The sequence below is a fragment of the Vibrio sp. 1S139 genome, from assembly GCF_041439475.1.
Lineage (GTDB): Bacteria > Pseudomonadota > Gammaproteobacteria > Enterobacterales > Vibrionaceae > Vibrio > Vibrio crassostreae_C.
In genome coordinates this window covers 1-17,092 of the sequence record NZ_JBGOOD010000016.1, presented here as the reverse complement: position 1 = coordinate 17,092, position 17,092 = coordinate 1, and the positions used below count along the sequence as shown (strand labels likewise).

Sequence of the window (17,092 nt, the reverse complement as noted above, 5' to 3'; positions counted from 1 at the left end):
TGCGGTTACTCTTTTTTACCTTGGTTATATTGATGTGCCACTAAGTAGCCCTCTTCGACCTTAGTCGAAAGCTTTCCCATATGGCAACGGACTCCAAAGCTTGTATGACCCAATAAATCATAAAGAGATTGAGCTTTATCTATACGCAATTCAGGCTTGCGCATGAACCTTTTGAAGTTGGCGTTCACGAGGCTAGGTTTTGACATGGTCTCTTTGCTTAATACTGAAAATATCGTGACGATGGATAAGATTTATGAACTCATCTTTTTAGTTATCAATGTACCAACTATTTCATACCAGACGAATCATGCATTAACAGTACGTGTTGCTGGCAATCATACTCGACCAATAAGCATCGTCCACAGTGTTACGTTAACAGGTAATTGGTCATGCAGAAGGCAAGCACCTCCCACATGACAAATTTGAGGTTATGGATTGCAGGCTTCTTTCAGGGCTTTACCGGCTTTAAAAGTGGGAGACTTGCTGGCTGAAATTTGAATTGGCTCACCCGTTCTTGGGTTGCGCCCAGTTCTCGCTGCACGCTCTGTAATTTTAAAGGAACCAAAACCAAGAAGCGCCACTTCTTCACCTTGCGCTAGAGATTGTTCAATCCCTTGTGTAATAGCATCCAGTGCATCGTGCGCTTGTTTTTTGGTGATGTCTGCTTGCTCTGAGATAACATCGATAAGTTGGGTTTTATTCATTTGAATATCCTATGGTTGTTTTAATCGTTTAAAGCTCGAACTGTTTATCAAATTCTTGTTGCTCTTGCCACTGTTCAATTTTCTTACGTGTCTCATGGGCTGTGACATCACTCTTTACACGCTTTAGCTTTGGTACGCTCTCTACGTATTTCTTAATCTTAGTTTTCTTTGCCATGACATTCCCCCCTCCGCCAGCAAACTACATTAATGTTTCCACACTCTAGGGTTCGGCCCAAAGCGGTTGTGATAAGGCTCCCCTTTCTTTAAAAGACCATAAAGCAAGAATAACGTTCCAAGTACCGGAACCAGCCCCATGAATAACCACCTCAAAGAATACCCAGAATCATGAAGGCGTCGACAGGAGGATGTGATGAGAGCTGGGCAAGTCATTACGACATAACCTAAAAGAGCCGCTTCTGTGAACCAATAGGAAACCACGCCATACACCAAGAATAAAGTGATGAGCACATGAATGATGAGAAAGTACCAGAAGCTTCGACGAGTGAGACGCCCACTAAGCCGAAAACTGTGTCTTAGTACTTTTAGATACTCCATCACCTTCCCCCCTGAAAATTCCCATAAAAATCAACTTGCTTTAAATAGAATAGCACCATGGTTCCATGTTGCATTGATTAAAGTGACAGATCTGTCACTTTGTTCATCTAAAACCGTTAGCTAATGGGAGTGAGCAAGGGTAAATGTGATATCTATTCAATCAATTTAATATATCAACCATGGATGAGCCGACAAGATATGGGATAATATTACTCACATTACCTTATTACTCAGCAAGGATTCACTTTGGGCTACAAAACGGTTGAACTCATTCATTTGATGACACACGAATTTCAACAAGTCGAAGGTGACTTTGAATCCTTATCTGAGCGTGAGTTAAAAGATGTCATACCCTCTGGGATGGGCTATCGCCAATTCATCGAGCAATTAAAGCAAGGTCATCTGCTACTTCTTAATGACTCTCCACAGGCTCCGCTGCTAATGAAGGATAATAGCACATTAGGCAGCGCGGCTTGGGGGTTGAATAATCATGTCAGTAATAACATTGAACCAGCCGCTCAAAAAGCGTTACTGGCACGCACACAAATGCGTGGTGGTACATCAAGTGGTACTCAAAGCAAAAGTCTTCATCCCCCTTTGCCGATGCCCACTTACATCCCTGAGCGGCCTCGCCCTGATGATTCAGACGAGCCGCCTACACTAAAATACGAATACAATATTGATATTGCTTGCTCTCACGATGCCTTTCATCGCAATGTTGGCTGCTCCTTTGCTCTGGCTAAAACAAAAGAAGAAGCCATGCTCGGTCGCTGGAATGAAAGCAAAATAGAGGAAGGGACACGTTACACCTTGTTAACGGCATTTGATGAACCTAAAAAGCTGGTGGGACAAGTGGCTTCAATCTCAATGGGTATCTCTCCTAGCCAACCCGTAAAAATGAGAACGATAGGAAGCGGTGTCGCCTTAGAGGGCTTTATTCCTGTCACACCCGCCGTGCAATTGGGCGAGCGTTTAGGTTACCCAACAGAAGGTTTTTATTATCACATTCATGACGGCAAACTGATTCAAGAGTACCGAATCCTTGGGGATAAAAAGTGGAGTTTTTATGCCACTCGCTCTATGCACCATCATCTTGACTCCGAGAGAGGCTATAACATTGACCAAACCGCTATCTTGGTCTTTTGGAAGCTCAAAGGGAAAGTGGTTGAGAATCAACACCTGATTTATCTCGACAGACAAATCACTCGGGATGAGCTTGATAGTTTAAATGATGAATGGCTAGGTGAGCACGGTGTTTCGCTTAATATACCAGAGCTACTTGCTGCGCCGAAAAAAGCCATCCAGACACGCAATGACTTTATGGCAACGAAAGAAGAGACCCAGCCTCTCCCTCACCACATTGTTCAAACAGACCCAGAAACAGGGCAGCGTGAAACGTGGATGAGCATTGCACAAAAGTATGCATTAACCCCTAAGACGCTACTGACACTCAATCCTCAGTATGATGCCGACCCCATGTCATTAACCGTTGGTCATTCACTCAACGTCACTCACAATACGGAAGGCCCGAAAGCAAAACCCTCGTTTTTCGCTAGTCCACCAGCAAAACCAGAAAAAGTGAATCAGCCATCAAATGCGTATTATGAATTCACGGAGTCTTATCTTGCTGACACGCACGTTAAAGCGATTAACCATGAACACTTGATTGAAAAAGACATCCCAATCGTCAACTTGAAAGAAGTAACACCAAGTAAGGTGTTTGCGAAATCTTGCCAACAACCGCAAGGCTGCATTGAGGCAGGCGTTATAGAAGAGCCCATTCAAAACTTTGGGCCTTGGTCATTCTTTTTTGGACAAGCGCAAGCTCATCCATTGGTTATCCCTGCTATTCAGGCCACACAAGCTCAAATAGCGATGGGGGCGACCGCCTCTATGGCAGGACAACCTAAAACGAGTGCATCAGACTCTACAGCCACTGAACTCGAAAAGCTGGCGGGCACTTTGAAAGATAAGCTGGTGGAGAGCTACCGCTGGAAAGTCGAAGGGATCAGTGCGTTATTTGCTATGCAGCAGTCTTTATTGGGGGATGGTACGCAGTATAGTGATAAGGAATTAAGGCAGCTCAGCACGGTACAAAGTCGACTTCGAGTTCACATTACAGAGCCGAATGAAGGTGAATACTACCCGAATGTGAAAGCCTACCATGTTGATGATACGGGTATTCCAGTGAAGTACGTCGCACAAGGTGATAATAATCAGCTCTCCGTGCAGCTAGAAGACGAAGGCCCTATCATTTATTGGACGCCAGCAGACAGTGGCGACCCAAGTTGGCAGAGCACACCAAGTCAAGATGATGGTTTTGAACTGGAAGATATACGAGTCACGCCGATTCATTCTGATGAAACAACAGTCACCGTCACTCCGATGCCAGAAGAGAAAGATTGGCGTGATGCTATTTTGGTATTTCCAGAGAGTTCAGGGATTGCACCACTTTATGTGGTTTATAAAGAGAATCCGAGAGATAAACCAGGAACAGTCACTGGGCATGGTGAAGATATTGACGGGATATGGCTGGAAAAAGCGAGCGAAGGGCTGGGCTCACCGATTCCATCTCAGGTTGCCGATAAACTAAGAGGACGAGAGTTCAGTAGTTTTGATGCATTTAGGAAAGCACTTTGGACTGAAATACATAACTCCTCAGAGTTGAAGGAGCAATTTATCCCAACCAACCTTAATACAATGAAAAATGGTAGAGCGCCGTTTTGCCGAAAAGGAGAGCGAGTTGGCGGTAGGGTTAAGTATGAAATACATCATGTTGTTGAGATACAACATGGGGGAGATGTCTATAAATTAGATAACCTAAGAATCCTCACTCCAAGAAGACATATAGATATTCATAAGGCGAAAAATGAAAAATAACATTTCAGAATACTCAGAATCAGATTTTTTTCGATTAGTTAAAAGAATTTGCGTTGACGACTACGATACTGAGCAAGAGCATATTGATGCAGTTATACATTTCGAAGAGATTACAGAGCATCCAGATGGTTCAGATCTGATTTATTATCCAGAAAAACCAGAAGATGGAACTCCAGAAAATATAGTCAGAGTAGTGAAAGAGTGGAGACAATCCAACGGCCTGCCCTGCTTTAAAAAAACTAATTAGCCGTAACAAACGATAGAGGCATTTCATGCGAAATAAAAAAAGACGGTAAAGGTCAATTATATATCGAATGGCAACAAGCGGCTGGTGGCTATAAACGTGCATGGGTTCAGCACTGAGAGCTCGATAGAGATTGGGTCAACACGGCAGAGGGCGCTACTTAAATGTGGCTCGTATTACTGAATTAGGCGCAGGCCCAGCAGGCAATACTACGGATTTTCCTATTTTTAGCCCCCTTTCTGATGAACAGGTCCTCATTGCTTTTGTTACCTCGGTTTCTGCGACTACAGGTTATGTACTCAAAACTGGTTATGATATATCTACGGTGTTTTTATATTCAGGGAATGGTATCGAGCTTAATTTGAAGTATTTAATCTATTCCCTCGCATTATGAAACTATATAGACTACCTCTTAGCTTTAATTGGTAAAGGAACACTCATGGCTTCGTCAAACTTTGCTTTTTTACAAGGGGTTAATGACACCTTGTATGCGATTGCGCTTTCGGCTGAGCGCAATTTGCACCAAGACCCTCACACTACCTTGTTTAAGGTTCGTTTACTCTCCGAAGAGATCGTTGGCTTTATCGCAGAGCTAGTTAAGCTCGCCCCGAATTTATCAACGTTTGACCAGCTAAAAGAGTTGGGAAGCCGGGGATTCTTAGATGATGAACGATTAACAATATTTCATGCACTGAGAAAGCATGGCAACAAAGCTGCGCATGGTTATTACAATAATCCGGTTGCAGCAGGCCACGCTTTAGAAATCTCTCATAAAGCTGCGACGATTTACTATCGAGTTAAGACAGGTGAAGCTAATTTTCAACCACCAAAGTATGTTCCGCCAGTTGAAGAGCAAACAGCAGAATTGGTCGAGCAATCCAAGAAAGAGATTGCGCGGCTAAAAGAAGTAATTAAGCAGTTGGAAGCGCAGCAATCAGTTGAGCTTGCTCTACCACACCGTCAATTCAAATCTCTGATTGGATTCAAGCAGCAGCTATCCGTATTAGAAGCCAATGATTCAATGAGTGTAGAGAAAGCCAAAGCTCGCATTCGTGAATTAGAAACCCAATTACGTGAGCGCAGCCAAGAACAACCGACCAACCTCGATGAAGCTGAAGAAGCTAAAACGCTCAAGCAGCGTGTCGAGATACTTAAAAATAGCCGCTTTGACTTAACGGAAGAGCAAACTCGATTCATTATCGATCAGCAGTTACGAGATGCCGGGTGGGAAGCTGACTCAGTTGTTTTTGATTACCGTAAAGGTGTTCGTCCTGAGAAAGGACGTAATATGGCAATTGCAGAGTGGGAAATGCAGGGGCAGAAGCATCGTGCTGATTATGTCTTGTTTGTTGGCTTAATCCCTATTGCAGCCGTTGAAGCGAAAAGAAAGCGCATTAACGTTTCTGGCGCAATTGCTCAAGCAGAGCGTTATAGCAGAGAGTTTGATCCTCAAAGTATCGTTGACCTTGAAGACGAGATTAAGCCAGCTTGGATAGAGGCTGGACGCAGCGAATCGTGGCAAGGATGTGAAGGTGAAGCCAACTATAAACTACCTTTTGTCTTTGCTTGTAATGGCAAGCCTTTCTTACGTCAAATGCAAGAGCAAAGCGGAACATGGTTCCGTGATTGTCGTTTAGCTTCTAATGCAAAACGTGCCTGTCAGAGCTTTATGAGCCCCGCGGGGCTACTGGACTTACTGCATCGAGATCACCATAAAGCACAGCAAGAGATGGTTGTTGAGCCGTTTGAGTATCTTGGGCTGAGACCATATCAGAAAAAGGCTGTTATCGCGGTAGAAGAAGCACTAGCTCAAAATAAACGTGAAAGCTTATTAGCCATGGCTACAGGTACGGGTAAAACTCGTACCATCATTGGCCTGCTTTATCGCTTCCTCAAAACTGAAAGATTTAAACGTATCTTATTTCTCGTCGACCGCTCCGCTTTAGGGGATCAAGCGACCGAAGCTTTTGATGAAACACCTTTAGAGCAAAAGCGTCGTTTGTCCAAAATCTATGACATAAAAGAAATGTCAGATAAGTTGCCAGAGGCTGAGACTCGCGTACATGTTGCGACCGTGCAGGCCATGGTGAAGCGTTTGTTTGAAGATAAAGACAGCGACAATGATAATGCGGTGATCCTACCCGTTGACCAATACGATTGTATTATTGTTGATGAAGCTCACCGTGGTTATACATTGGATCAAGAGTTGGGTGAAGCTGAGTTAGTAGCGCGAGACCCTAACCTTTATCGCTCTAGTTACCGTCGTGTACTTGATTATTTTGATGCCGTAAAAATCGGTTTAACAGCCACACCCGCAGCGCATACCGCAGAGATTTTTGGTCACCCCGTTTACACTTATTCGTATCGTGAGGCGGTGGCTGAGGATTATCTTATCGATCATGAAACTCCAATCACCTATAAAACAAGGCTTAACCAAGCGGGTATAAAATTCAATCAAGGTGAGCAAGTCGACGTTGTTGATACCTTATCGGGAGAAGTGAATAGTGTAGAGCTTGAGGACGAGCTTGATTTTCATGTTGAGAATTTCAACCGCACTGTGATTAACGAGAATTTTGATCGTACGGTGTGTGAAGCTCTAGCTGAAGATATCGATCCAACCAGCCAAGAGAAAACCATGATCTTCTGTGTTTCCGATCAACACGCAGATAGAGTAGAACGCTTACTGGTGGAAGCCCTCCAGAAGGTCCACGGTGATGATGTGCCAGCTCATGCCGTGCAAAAAATTACGGGTAGTACGGATAAAGTGAAGCAAGCCATTCGTAAGTTTAAAAACGAAACTTTCCCCAATGTAGCAATTACGGTCGATCTACTTACTACAGGCATTGATGTACCTAAGATTTGTAATCTTGTCTTTATGCGCAGAGTTAAGTCGCGCATTTTGTACGAACAAATGTTAGGTCGAGCTACCCGTCGTTGTGATGAAATTGGAAAAACCGTATTTAGAATCTTTGACCCGGTTGACCTGTATGCCTCGTTAGAGCAAGTGAACACCATGAAGCCCGTGGTTAAAAGACCGAAGATTACAATTGAGCAATTGATTGATGAAGTGTCTGACGAGCGTAATCTTGATTTAGCTGGCAGTGAAGAAGGACGCAGCTTTGCAGAAGATGCTCTTGATGAACTAAGCCAAAAGGTCATGCGTGTTATGCGCAAGGCGCAGACGCGAGCAGAAAAAGACCCAATCCTGAAACAAGAGCTGGAAAGTATTGAACAAGAGTGGGGATGTCCTGCTGATAAAATCCACCAGCAATTGCACCAAGCTGGACCTAAGCAAGCAGCACAAATGCTAAAGCAGCACAGTAGTTTGGCTAAGCGAGTTGAGAGTGTGCGAGGAATGCTAAATGGTGGTGAGAAATACATTATTTCTGATCATGAGGATGAGTTTATCATTCGAGAGCAGAACTTTTCCGCTTACAGTAAACCAGAGGATTATCTCACCGCCTTTGAGCGCTTCATTAAAGATAATCTTAACAGTAATGCCGCTCTTTATGCCGTTGTGAGTAAGCCCAAAGAGCTGACTCGTGCTCAGTTAAAAGAGATTCGAATCTTACTGGATAAACAAGATTTTAAAGAAGCCGATTTACAAAGCGCATGGAAGAAGACAACGAATCGCGATATTGCTGCGTCGATAGTGGGTCACATACGCAGGGCGGCGCTAGGTGAAGCGTTAATGCCTTATGAGCGGCGTATTGATATGGCAATGGATAGTATCTATGCCATGCATTCATGGACTAAGCCTCAGCTTAAATGGCTGGATCGCATTGGCAAGCAACTTAAAAAAGAAGTCGTCTTACAAACGGATGATATTAATCGAAGTTTTGCTCAAGATGGTGGCTGTATGGGGTTAGATAAGCGTTTGAATGGGCAGCTAGAGCAAGTCTTAGCAGCACTAAATGAGCACATTTGGCAGCAACAAGGTTAACAAAAACTTGCATTCCACTCTAGGGCGGTGCTGGTGGTATTGTCGTCAATCAGTACATGAACGGCCCTAAGGCCAAAGCTAACTTAAAGGCTGAGTGATACACTCGGCCTAATTATTTTTATTTGTATTTTGTCAGCTCGTTTACATAAAACAAGCTGTGCATCTGCTAGGAAAAAGCAAAATGAACAACAATGAAATCGTACAAAAACTTTGGAAACTGTGTGACGTACTACGTGATGACGGTATTACTTATACTGACTATGTGACCGAATTGGTGCTGCTGTTGTTCATTAAAATGGAAACCGAACAAGCGGAAGCTGGTATCACAAAGCATGTATTGCCTGAAGGGTGTCGTTGGCAAAATATTACGACCCAAACAGGTATTAAACAGTATGACCACTACCGTCAAATGCTGCTTGATCTGGGTAAACACCATGATCCATTGCTTGCTGCGATTTATGCAGGAGCACAAACAAGCCTTAAAGAGCCTAAGCACCTTAGTCAATTGGTGACACGTATTGATGAACTAGATTGGTTCTCAGCGCGTGAAGATGGTCTAGGTGACTTGTATGAAGGCTTGTTAGAGAAGAATGCTAATGAAACCAAATCGGGTGCAGGTCAATACTTTACTCCACGTCCTCTAATTGACACGATTGTTAAGTTAATGAATCCGAAAGCTGGGGAAACGATTCAAGATCCCGCAGCAGGTACGGCAGGCTTCTTAATCGCTGCTCATGAGTTTATTAAAGATAAAACCGATGACCTTTATGATTTAGGTGAAAAAGAGCAAGATTTTCAAAAGCGTAAAGCTTATAACGGCATGGAGTTGGTTCCCTCTACGCGTCGCTTAGCTTTGATGAACTGTCTATTGCACGGTATTGAAGGTGAGGGCGAAGGTGCTATTCATCAAGGTAATACCCTAAGTGGCGAAGGGGCACAACTACCGAAAGTGAACCTGATTCTTTCTAACCCGCCGTTTGGCACATCCAAAGGCGGTGGTGGTCCAACTCGTGATGATTTGACCTATGAAACCAGTAATAAGCAACTGGCGTTTTTGCAACACATTTATCGTCATCTAAAACCGGGTGGGCGCGCGGCTGTCGTACTCCCTGATAACGTTTTGTTTGAAGGGGGAGTTGGGCAAAAGGTTCGAGCGGACCTAATGAACAAGTGTAACCTTCACACCATCTTGCGTTTACCTACAGGGATTTTTTACGCCCAAGGGGTGAAGACCAACGTGCTTTTCTTCCAAAAAGGCACGCCAGAAAACGAAGCTCAAGAAGAAAACTGCACGACCAGTACATGGGTGTACGACATGCGTACTAACATGAATACTTTTGGTAAACGACGTCCATTGACTGAAAAACACTTCGCTTCCTTTATTGAAGCTTATGGTAGCGATGCTAATGGTCAATCACCACGTAACGAAGGTGTGTGGCAACAGCTTGGTGAAGTTGAGAGTGACGCTGAAAATACATCGGAAAACGCTCGTTGGAAGAAGTTTAATCGTGAATACATTCGCGACACTAAAGGCGATAGCCTAGATATCTCATGGCTTAAAGATCTTGAAGCCAGCAGCGCAGAAAACCTGCCAGAGCCAGAGGTGCTAGCAGGCGAAGCCATGGCAGAGCTGACCGAAGCAATGACCGAGATCTACCAACTGATGCAAAGCCTTGGTGCGACCGATGAAGCGGAGCAGCAAAAGCAGCTGCTAGAGCAAGCCTTTGGCTTGGAAGAAAAGCTGGAGGTTGAGTGATGAATGAATTGCCAAAGGGGTGGGCGGCAACAAAATGGAACGATATCACTGCTGTTGATGGATTTAGACGCGGCCCATTTGGGGGGAACCTAAAAAAATCATGCTTTGTTGATGAGGGGTATGCGGTATATGAACAATATGCTCCGATTAACAATGATTGTCGCACATTTAGATACTTCGTAACCAAAGACAAGTTCAATGAGTTAGCTAGTTTTCAAGTAAATAACGGTGATTTTCTAATAAGTTGCTCTGGAACTATGGGAAGAATTACTTGTGTTCCAGAAGGTGCGCCACTAGGAGTAATTAATCAAGCCCTGCTCAGAATTCGACTTCAGCAAGGGTATATTTACCCCGAATATTTCCTGTGGCTTTTTAAATCTCCAATGATACAAAGTCTTGTACTAAACAAGTCGGTAGGCGGAGCTATTCAAAATTTGGCGGCGGTAAAGGAACTTAAGGAAATACCCTTGCCGTTAGCCCCGCTCCCAGAACAAAAGCGTATCGTAGAAAAACTCGATGAGGTATTAGCGCAGGTCGACACCATCAAAGCGCGTTTAGATGGCATCCCTGATTTACTCAAACGCTTCCGCCAATCGGTACTGGCTTCAGCGGTCTCGGGTAAGTTGACGGAAGAGTGGCGTGTTGACAATAGTCAACAGGTTTCCCTTAGTGATATCGAGGATGCGTTTGTGTCTGGATGGGAATCTGAAAAAAGAAAAGATTTTCTGGCGAAAGGAAAAACGCCTAAAAATGAGAGCTGGAAAGCAAAGTGCCCAACCCCTTATCTCCCTACTGACAATGAGAGTGAATTTGTAGGTGATTTGCCTGCAACTTGGCTGTTAACGTCCGTAGATCAACTAACCAAGTTTGTTAAGGATGGACCTCATTACAGTCCTAAGTATGTTGATGATGGAATTGAGTTCATCAGTGGTCGCAATATCACTATAAAAGGTATTGATTTTTCGTCTTCCAAATACATATCCCAAGAGTTGCACGAGGAGTTAAGTGTTAGATGTAAACCTGAATTTAACGATGTGCTGCTAACAAAAGGAGGGACTACGGGCGTTTCGTGCGTGAACAAGCATACACACGAGTTTAATGTTTGGGTTCACGTTGCAGTACTTAGAGTCACATCAGAAGAAATAATAATGCCCGAGTACTTAAGTTTATTCTTTAATTCATCGATTGGTTACGCTCAGTCTCAGAACTACACTCATGGTGTAGCCAATCGCGATTTGGGGCTCAAACGCATGGTTAAGATTTGCTTGGGCTTGCCGTCTTTAAGTGAGCAAACAGAAATCGTCCGCTTAGCCGACCAATACCTTGCTCTAGCTGACACCATCGAAGCACAGGTGACAAAGGCGCAAGCACGAGTAGATAAACTCACTCAAACCATTCTTGCTAAAGCCTTCCGTGGTGAGTTAGTACCGCAAGATGAAAATGATGAACCTGCCGACAAACTGCTAGAGCGCATCGCCCAAGCCCGCGCTGAAGCTGAGGCGTTAGCTAAGGCAGCCAAGAAAGCAGAAGCCGCTAAGAAACGCGCAGCGAAAGCATAATTGATAATTATATTAAGCACGCCATTGAGCGTGCTTTTTTGTGGATGTGAAAATGTCAGAGTATTTATTAACGTGGAACCCAAAGCATTTCATTACAGGTGGTGATGGGAACGAAAGCGGTAAGGTGACAAAAGAAAGTTACTTGGATTCAGGTTGGAAAAATCCAGAGCACCTTTGGGCGACCACCGTTGAAATAGTGGATATCTTGGAAGGAACTAAGATAAAGACTCATTCGCATAGTGCCAATGAAAATAAAGACTATCTACAGATAAAATGGGAAGAATTACTCTCGATCATGAGTCGGTATATTGCAGATGCCGAAGGTGCTATAGAGTTAGGTCAAGAAGATAAAGATCAATTCTCAATCAGGCTGCGTGAGCTAAATGACGAGATTAATGCGCTAGGTAGGCTTAAAACTTTTAGGATCCTATCTGAAAAAGTAGAAGCTTGTTGTGATGATACAACCGAACATGTTTTGTTAATGATTAATGAGAACTCATTGGAGCTTATCTTTAGTGAGGAGTTCGACAATTACAGCAAAGCCATTTCGGTTTATAACGCTGCGGAAAAGATGACCCATAGTCACTCTGGGATAAATATCCTACTCATCTCCACTAAGAATATGGGCCAGCTATCAGAAGCTTACCCAAACTATTTAGGTGACTGTGCTTCATTTATTGTGTTACTTCAAGAAGCTATGCAGCCAAGCGGTAACTTAAAAAAATACATATCTGAGAGAGGCGATAAGATCGCCTCTCTATTTATTTACTCGGGTATCGCCAGCTCACCTAATGGCACGTATCGCGCTTTGTTTTCTGTTCGATAAAAGCTGATTTTCTTTATCTTCCAGCCGTATCGCAGATACTTAGTGTCGGTCAGATAGTAGCCCTCTCCCATTGAAAACCGCTCTCGATGCTCCACACTTTTTTCTTTGTCATTAAGAAAAGCCGTCTCTGAGTGATTCAGGCTCGCTTTACGCATTTCCGAAAACAGATGTCTGTTGTGCTTCGACCATGCCAGTATGATGGTCTTTAGCGTTTTGGTATGAAACTCTCCCGCATATTGCTCACTGATTTCTGCATCATAGTCGGTGAGAGTAGCAACAATCACCCCCTTAGCCCATATCGGTACTTCCAAAGCTTCTTGAAACGCCTCCTCTGATTGTTGGTGCTCACGCCATGTTTTTTCCCTCTCCTTTTGTTTGACTTCTTCTTTCGCCGCCTCTTGTGCTTTGGCTTGCTCTTCGACCTGTTTAATCTGCATACGACCAAGGTCAACGAGCGAGTAGTCCAATGCGTATGTCTTAATGACTCTGATGAGCTGCTGGTGGTGCTTGTCATGCAGCCATCGTTTATCGGTTTTTCCTTTGTGTATATGGTAGTAGTTGAGCGTGCTTAAACAGTGCTCCGCAAAGCCGTGGTCATTCCCCCCACAGCCTAAATCTAAGCGGCATTCGTGTTGGTGGTCATTATCAAAGGTGACCGTCACTTTGGTTTTATCGTACCCACCTAATGGATTAGTCTTTGCCACTTCTAACGCTTTAGCTTCAAAATCTGCAAAGTCATACTCTGTGTCAGAACCAAACTCTCTGGATTCTGACCAATGAACGAATACCTTAAGCGGTTTGATTTTACTTTCCTCTGGCGTGAGTAATAAATCGGATGGATTGCTGGATGAGCTCTTGGGGCTATCTTTTTTTGTAATTGACATGAGGGTGTCCTGTTGATGAATCAATAAAAAGGCCACCTTGAAAGCAAGATGGCCTGTAGAGTGTTAACGGATAAGGGCTAGTGACTGCGCAGCTCGATTGTGTTGTAGACGCCCTCTCTAAAGTTCGCGATGAATATTGATTCCCATAGGGCATAGAGCTTGACGATGTTGGGTAAGGGTATCCATTGAAGCTAAAGTCCGTGATGCAAAGGATGGAATAGAAGTTATGACCGCCTTGCGCGAGTGCAACCTCAATTGGGTGATAACCGCCCTGCTCAGCACAATAGTGCTTATTGCTAAAATGGAGGGTGTAATGCCCCACAATAAGTTCTGGGTGTTTGCTCAGAACGCTATTGAGTATCCCCAGAAGAGCCTGAGAGATAGGCAGTGCTGCCTTGTTAAATGAAGATATCAGTGGTGATTGGCTAAGCATCTTTGGTTTCCTTTTCTCTTATGGCTCATAGACAGCCAGTACACCGAGCATCGGTGTCTGTTTGAGTTGTTGGTTATCGATATAGAACAAGCTCAAGCCTTGAGTACTTAGGCGTAGCTTGGTGGGGATAGTGTTAAGGCACTGGCCTATGAGGGTGAAACGCAGCGCCTGTTTGTGGATGAGTGCTTGCTTGATGGTTGCAAGGTGCGGGGAGTAACTCATATGCTCTGTAGGTAAGTCCACCTCAATACACGTTAGCCACTGTCGATACGTGTCACTCTCTTGGGTATCCATCTCACTCTGTTCAAACAGGGATTGATATTGCTGCTGGGTGCGTTCAGGCAACAGGCAAGCAAAGTAGCGAGCGGTGAGCGTTAAAATTAGACTGTCGTATTGCGCGGTGACCCACGGAAATGGCGTAGTGCGTTTAAAACTGTCTTTACCCTCTTGTTGCGTTTTTTCTGCATAACCTAAATCCACGAGGATGTTCAACCATCGTCGAATCGTATCAGGGGATTTCCCTATTCCTAATGCCAGTGAGACATCACACAAGCTCTCTAAGGATTTAGAGTAACGGGTAGGAAGCTGGGCTAATAATAGAAAGACAGATTCAATATTGGAGGCTCTGGACATAATCGGCTCCTGTAAAATGAAAAAGCCACAACCGTGATGGCTGTGGCTGAATGGATTTAATCGTGGTTCATCGCTCTTCGTCGTAATGCTCGTGTGTAATTAATGGGTGATGTGGCGTTGGATAGCCCGGTACATCTGGACGGTCTTCCTCTAACGCTTTATCAATCAATGCGGCTGATGTTCCAATAGCGGTTGACACCGCAAACCCTGCGGCCGTAATGGTGCCAATGGCCCCAAAGACCGGCGCGGCAGTAATAATACCTGCGACGCTTGCCGTTCCTGCGACGGCTTTACCTACTGTGTGATACCAAGACATGTGTGTCTCCTTTTTTTGTTGAGTGAAATGAAAAGGCCACCTCGTAATGAGATGGCCTTATCGGGTGTTGCTATGATTAGAGTGGTGATGGTTAGAGTGAGTACGCTTTATCATTGGCGACTCACCGTGATGTGGTCATAGACTTCCATCGCCATGTACGCCAGAAAGTTATGCTCCCAAAGCTGATACAGCTCTTTTGCTGCACTGTCCTCTTTAATGGGTGCCCAGCCTTGCTGGTGGTGGGCAAACCATTCTCCTCGGCTGAAATCAAAATCGAGTCCTCGCTCTAATTCAGGGTAGTGATTGCCGATATAAGCAAAGTCCGTGATGTAGCTATAATGCCATGCTCCATCACTGTGTTTATTGAGACAAATTTCAACAGGATGAAAACCGCCCTTTTCAGCGCTGTAACTGGCATCTCGAAAATTAAAGATGATACCGTCAGCATCAATTAGTGAATCAGCAAGCTCATCATTTTGTGTTAATTGATGCGCCAGTGTTGTCACGAGAGATTGCGTCAGTGCATCAGAGACAGGCAGCAATGACGCCTTGATGCTGGTGGTAAGAAGCCCTATTTGGCTTCGGATTAACCGTTGTTTAGACATAATGCGCCCTCCTAAAGGCAGTAAGATAAGGTAATTTAAAATAGAACGGTTGAGTTCGAGCCAGAGCGACTCATGATAAAGCGGTCATTGACCGAGGTGACCAAGGGCTAGATGGCGTGCTTTTTCACAGCGTGGTAAGGCGGTACGGAGCCATTGAGCCAACACTTGCCTTGGTAACGAGTCACTAACTGTTGAAAGAGCCACATCTCAAACGCAGAGCTTGGCGTGATGGAGACATCAAAACCGTCTTCATCACCACGTGCACGATCTTGCCATACTGCATTTAAGCCCCGTAGGTGGGCAGTCAGCACTTCATACGCATCCCGCTCGTTTGCCTCTCTCGGTGAGCGCAGCCAAACAGAAAGGCGGTGACAATGCGGCATCACTCGATAATCACGAGCCTGGTCTACACTATGACGAACTGCGCGTATCCACCCTTCGGCTTTGGTATCGCGGCCATTAAGTTTTAACCCTCCCGCCTCAGCTTGCGCGGACCAATCACAGCCGTACTTCACCAGCAGGTTATGTTGCGTATCGACACCACAAAACTGCCAATCACGACACCGCTTATTGGTGTCTGGGTCAAAAAGATTACTACAGCCTATCAACATGTGAAGCATGATGAGGTCATCGCTTCTCAATAGGCATTGATAACGCTCATACAGACGTTGCTTAAGCTGATGGTCACTCATGGCTGTCACGTCTTGATTCAAGCGCTCAGTAAATAACTGACGCACCTGCTGCTCGATGTCTTTCTCTGGCACGCGCAGTGCCAGTTGTTCATACACAATGTCATAAGACATGATGAATACTCTCCCTTTCAAAATAACAAAAACGACCCATCAGAATGACAGGCCGCCTCAATAAAAACGATCTCTTCCTCGTCATGTTTTCACCTCGGTAAACCTCACATCATCAAAATGTTCATCCCTTAACTGACGACAAAACATCCGAGACCAACTGAGCAAGACATCCATGACTTCAGGCCTAGCCAGCTCACAGCCTTTGATGTCTGGCTGATAAAACCAGCCGCGTTTGAAGTTAAAGTACAACTCTGGTGCCACACTGCGGTGCGTGTCATCGGGATAAGCAAAGCTGGCAATAAACACTACACGCCACTGCTGGTCATAACGCTCTAAACGCACTTCAACAGGATGAGTGCCACGACGAGTTTGATAGTAAGGCGTATGGCGAAAGTTCATGGAGAGCTTATCGACATTGATAGGTATTGGGGCGCTGTCCAGCGCCGCACTTAAACACTCAACCAATGAAGGCAATAAGATCACCTCATTGTCATAGCAAGACGCAACAGTATTCATCACAACCACCCTCGCTCGGCAAAAGACACGCTTTCTTTGCCAATCACAATATGGTCCAGTACACGAACGTCAATCAACGCTAAGGCATCGACGAGACGGCGGGTAATCTTTCTATCCGCTTGTGAAGGCTCAGCGACACCAGATGGGTGATTGTGTGAAAAGATAACCGCTGAGGCATTGTGCTTAAGCGCGGCTTTCACGACTTCACGAGGGTACACAGAGGCGGCATCCACTGTACCTTGAAACAGCTCTTCAAAGGCTATCAGTTGATGTTGGTTATCCAGAAACATCACGGCAAAGACTTCACGCTCATAATGAGCGAGTTTACAACCGAGAAACTGTTTAACGTTATTGGGGTTTGTATAGGTATCACCGACTTCAAAGTAAGCGTCTTTAAATCGACACATTCAATCATCGAAACGAACGTCGTAACCT

18 protein-coding genes are annotated in these 17,092 nt (G+C 44.6%); 7 read left to right on the top strand and 11 right to left on the bottom strand.

The window, feature by feature from the left end; genetic code table 11:
- Positions 1 to 428: 428 nt before the first annotated feature.
- Genes ACED46_RS07615 through ACED46_RS07605 form a run of 3 tightly spaced genes read right to left on the bottom strand, consistent with a single transcriptional unit; the run spans position 429 to position 1,259 of the window.
- Entirely contained in the window at positions 429 to 704 is a 276-nt protein-coding gene (locus ACED46_RS07615; RefSeq protein WP_371721192.1) for an HU family DNA-binding protein, read from the bottom strand.
- Positions 705 to 732: 28 nt separating this feature from the next.
- A complete protein-coding gene (locus tag ACED46_RS07610; protein ID WP_371721191.1) occupies positions 733 to 879 on the bottom strand; it encodes an adenosine deaminase in 147 nt (48 codons plus the stop codon).
- 29 nt (positions 880 to 908) lie between these two features.
- Entirely contained in the window at positions 909 to 1,259 is a 351-nt protein-coding gene (locus ACED46_RS07605) for a DUF805 domain-containing protein (RefSeq protein WP_371721190.1), read from the bottom strand.
- A gap of 246 nt (positions 1,260 to 1,505) precedes the next feature.
- Here ACED46_RS07605 and ACED46_RS07600 point away from each other — a divergent pair, with 246 nt between their 5' ends.
- The 7 genes from ACED46_RS07600 to ACED46_RS07570 all read left to right on the top strand — a co-directional run bounded on the left by ACED46_RS07600 (position 1,506) and on the right by ACED46_RS07570 (position 12,467).
- Entirely contained in the window at positions 1,506 to 4,139 is a 2,634-nt protein-coding gene (locus ACED46_RS07600; RefSeq protein WP_371721189.1) for an S-type pyocin domain-containing protein, read from the top strand.
- Complete coding sequence (locus ACED46_RS07595; RefSeq protein ID WP_132981172.1) at positions 4,129 to 4,386, top strand: bacteriocin immunity protein; 258 nt, start codon at positions 4,129 to 4,131, stop codon at positions 4,384 to 4,386. Before ACED46_RS07600 ends, ACED46_RS07595 begins: the two co-directional genes overlap by 11 nt.
- A 163-nt stretch (positions 4,387 to 4,549) precedes the next feature.
- The gene (locus ACED46_RS07590) at positions 4,550 to 4,777 is read left to right on the top strand and encodes a hypothetical protein (protein ID WP_371721188.1); all 228 of its coding nucleotides are present in this window, start codon (positions 4,550 to 4,552) and stop codon (positions 4,775 to 4,777) included.
- Between the two features lie 45 nt (positions 4,778 to 4,822).
- Positions 4,823 to 8,326, top strand: a complete 3,504-nt coding sequence (gene hsdR / locus ACED46_RS07585) for a type I restriction-modification system endonuclease (RefSeq protein WP_371721187.1) — start codon at positions 4,823 to 4,825, stop codon at positions 8,324 to 8,326.
- Between the two features lie 181 nt (positions 8,327 to 8,507).
- A complete protein-coding gene (locus ACED46_RS07580; RefSeq protein ID WP_371721186.1) occupies positions 8,508 to 10,082 on the top strand; it encodes an N-6 DNA methylase in 1,575 nt (524 codons plus the stop codon).
- Positions 10,082 to 11,641 (top strand): restriction endonuclease subunit S, encoded by a 1,560-nt coding sequence (locus ACED46_RS07575; protein WP_371721185.1) that lies wholly within the window; start codon positions 10,082 to 10,084, stop codon positions 11,639 to 11,641. Before ACED46_RS07580 ends, ACED46_RS07575 begins: the two co-directional genes overlap by 1 nt.
- A 52-nt stretch (positions 11,642 to 11,693) precedes the next feature.
- The gene (locus tag ACED46_RS07570; protein WP_371721184.1) at positions 11,694 to 12,467 is read left to right on the top strand and encodes a hypothetical protein; all 774 of its coding nucleotides are present in this window, start codon (positions 11,694 to 11,696) and stop codon (positions 12,465 to 12,467) included.
- On the opposite strand, the gene ACED46_RS07565 is transcribed toward ACED46_RS07570, so the two are convergent.
- The 8 genes from ACED46_RS07565 to radC all read right to left on the bottom strand — a co-directional run bounded on the left by ACED46_RS07565 (position 12,407) and on the right by radC (position 17,064).
- The gene (locus ACED46_RS07565; protein WP_371721183.1) at positions 12,407 to 13,351 is read right to left on the bottom strand and encodes an LPD25 domain-containing protein; all 945 of its coding nucleotides are present in this window, start codon (positions 13,349 to 13,351) and stop codon (positions 12,407 to 12,409) included. The two genes, ACED46_RS07570 and ACED46_RS07565, sit on opposite strands and share 61 nt — an antisense overlap.
- Complete coding sequence (locus ACED46_RS07560; protein WP_371721182.1) at positions 13,329 to 13,784, bottom strand: DUF2787 family protein; 456 nt, start codon at positions 13,782 to 13,784, stop codon at positions 13,329 to 13,331. Before ACED46_RS07560 ends, ACED46_RS07565 begins: the two co-directional genes overlap by 23 nt.
- A gap of 18 nt (positions 13,785 to 13,802) precedes the next feature.
- Positions 13,803 to 14,417 (bottom strand): hypothetical protein, encoded by a 615-nt coding sequence (locus tag ACED46_RS07555; RefSeq protein WP_371721181.1) that lies wholly within the window; start codon positions 14,415 to 14,417, stop codon positions 13,803 to 13,805.
- Positions 14,418 to 14,484: 67 nt separating this feature from the next.
- Positions 14,485 to 14,733, bottom strand: coding sequence for a hypothetical protein (locus ACED46_RS07550; RefSeq protein ID WP_371721180.1), 249 nt, complete (start codon positions 14,731 to 14,733; stop codon positions 14,485 to 14,487).
- Between the two features lie 110 nt (positions 14,734 to 14,843).
- Positions 14,844 to 15,338, bottom strand: coding sequence for a DUF2787 domain-containing protein (locus tag ACED46_RS07545; RefSeq protein ID WP_371721179.1), 495 nt, complete (start codon positions 15,336 to 15,338; stop codon positions 14,844 to 14,846).
- A gap of 107 nt (positions 15,339 to 15,445) precedes the next feature.
- Positions 15,446 to 16,141 carry a hypothetical protein gene (locus ACED46_RS07540; RefSeq protein ID WP_371721178.1) on the bottom strand — a complete coding sequence of 232 codons (696 nt, stop codon included), beginning with the start codon at positions 16,139 to 16,141 and terminating at the stop codon, positions 15,446 to 15,448.
- Positions 16,142 to 16,222: 81 nt separating this feature from the next.
- Positions 16,223 to 16,657, bottom strand: coding sequence for a DUF2787 family protein (locus ACED46_RS07535; protein ID WP_371721177.1), 435 nt, complete (start codon positions 16,655 to 16,657; stop codon positions 16,223 to 16,225).
- A complete protein-coding gene (gene radC / locus ACED46_RS07530; RefSeq protein ID WP_371721176.1) occupies positions 16,657 to 17,064 on the bottom strand; it encodes a DNA repair protein RadC in 408 nt (135 codons plus the stop codon). The genes ACED46_RS07535 and radC overlap by 1 nt, the downstream gene beginning before the upstream one ends.
- Positions 17,065 to 17,092: the final 28 nt, after the last annotated feature.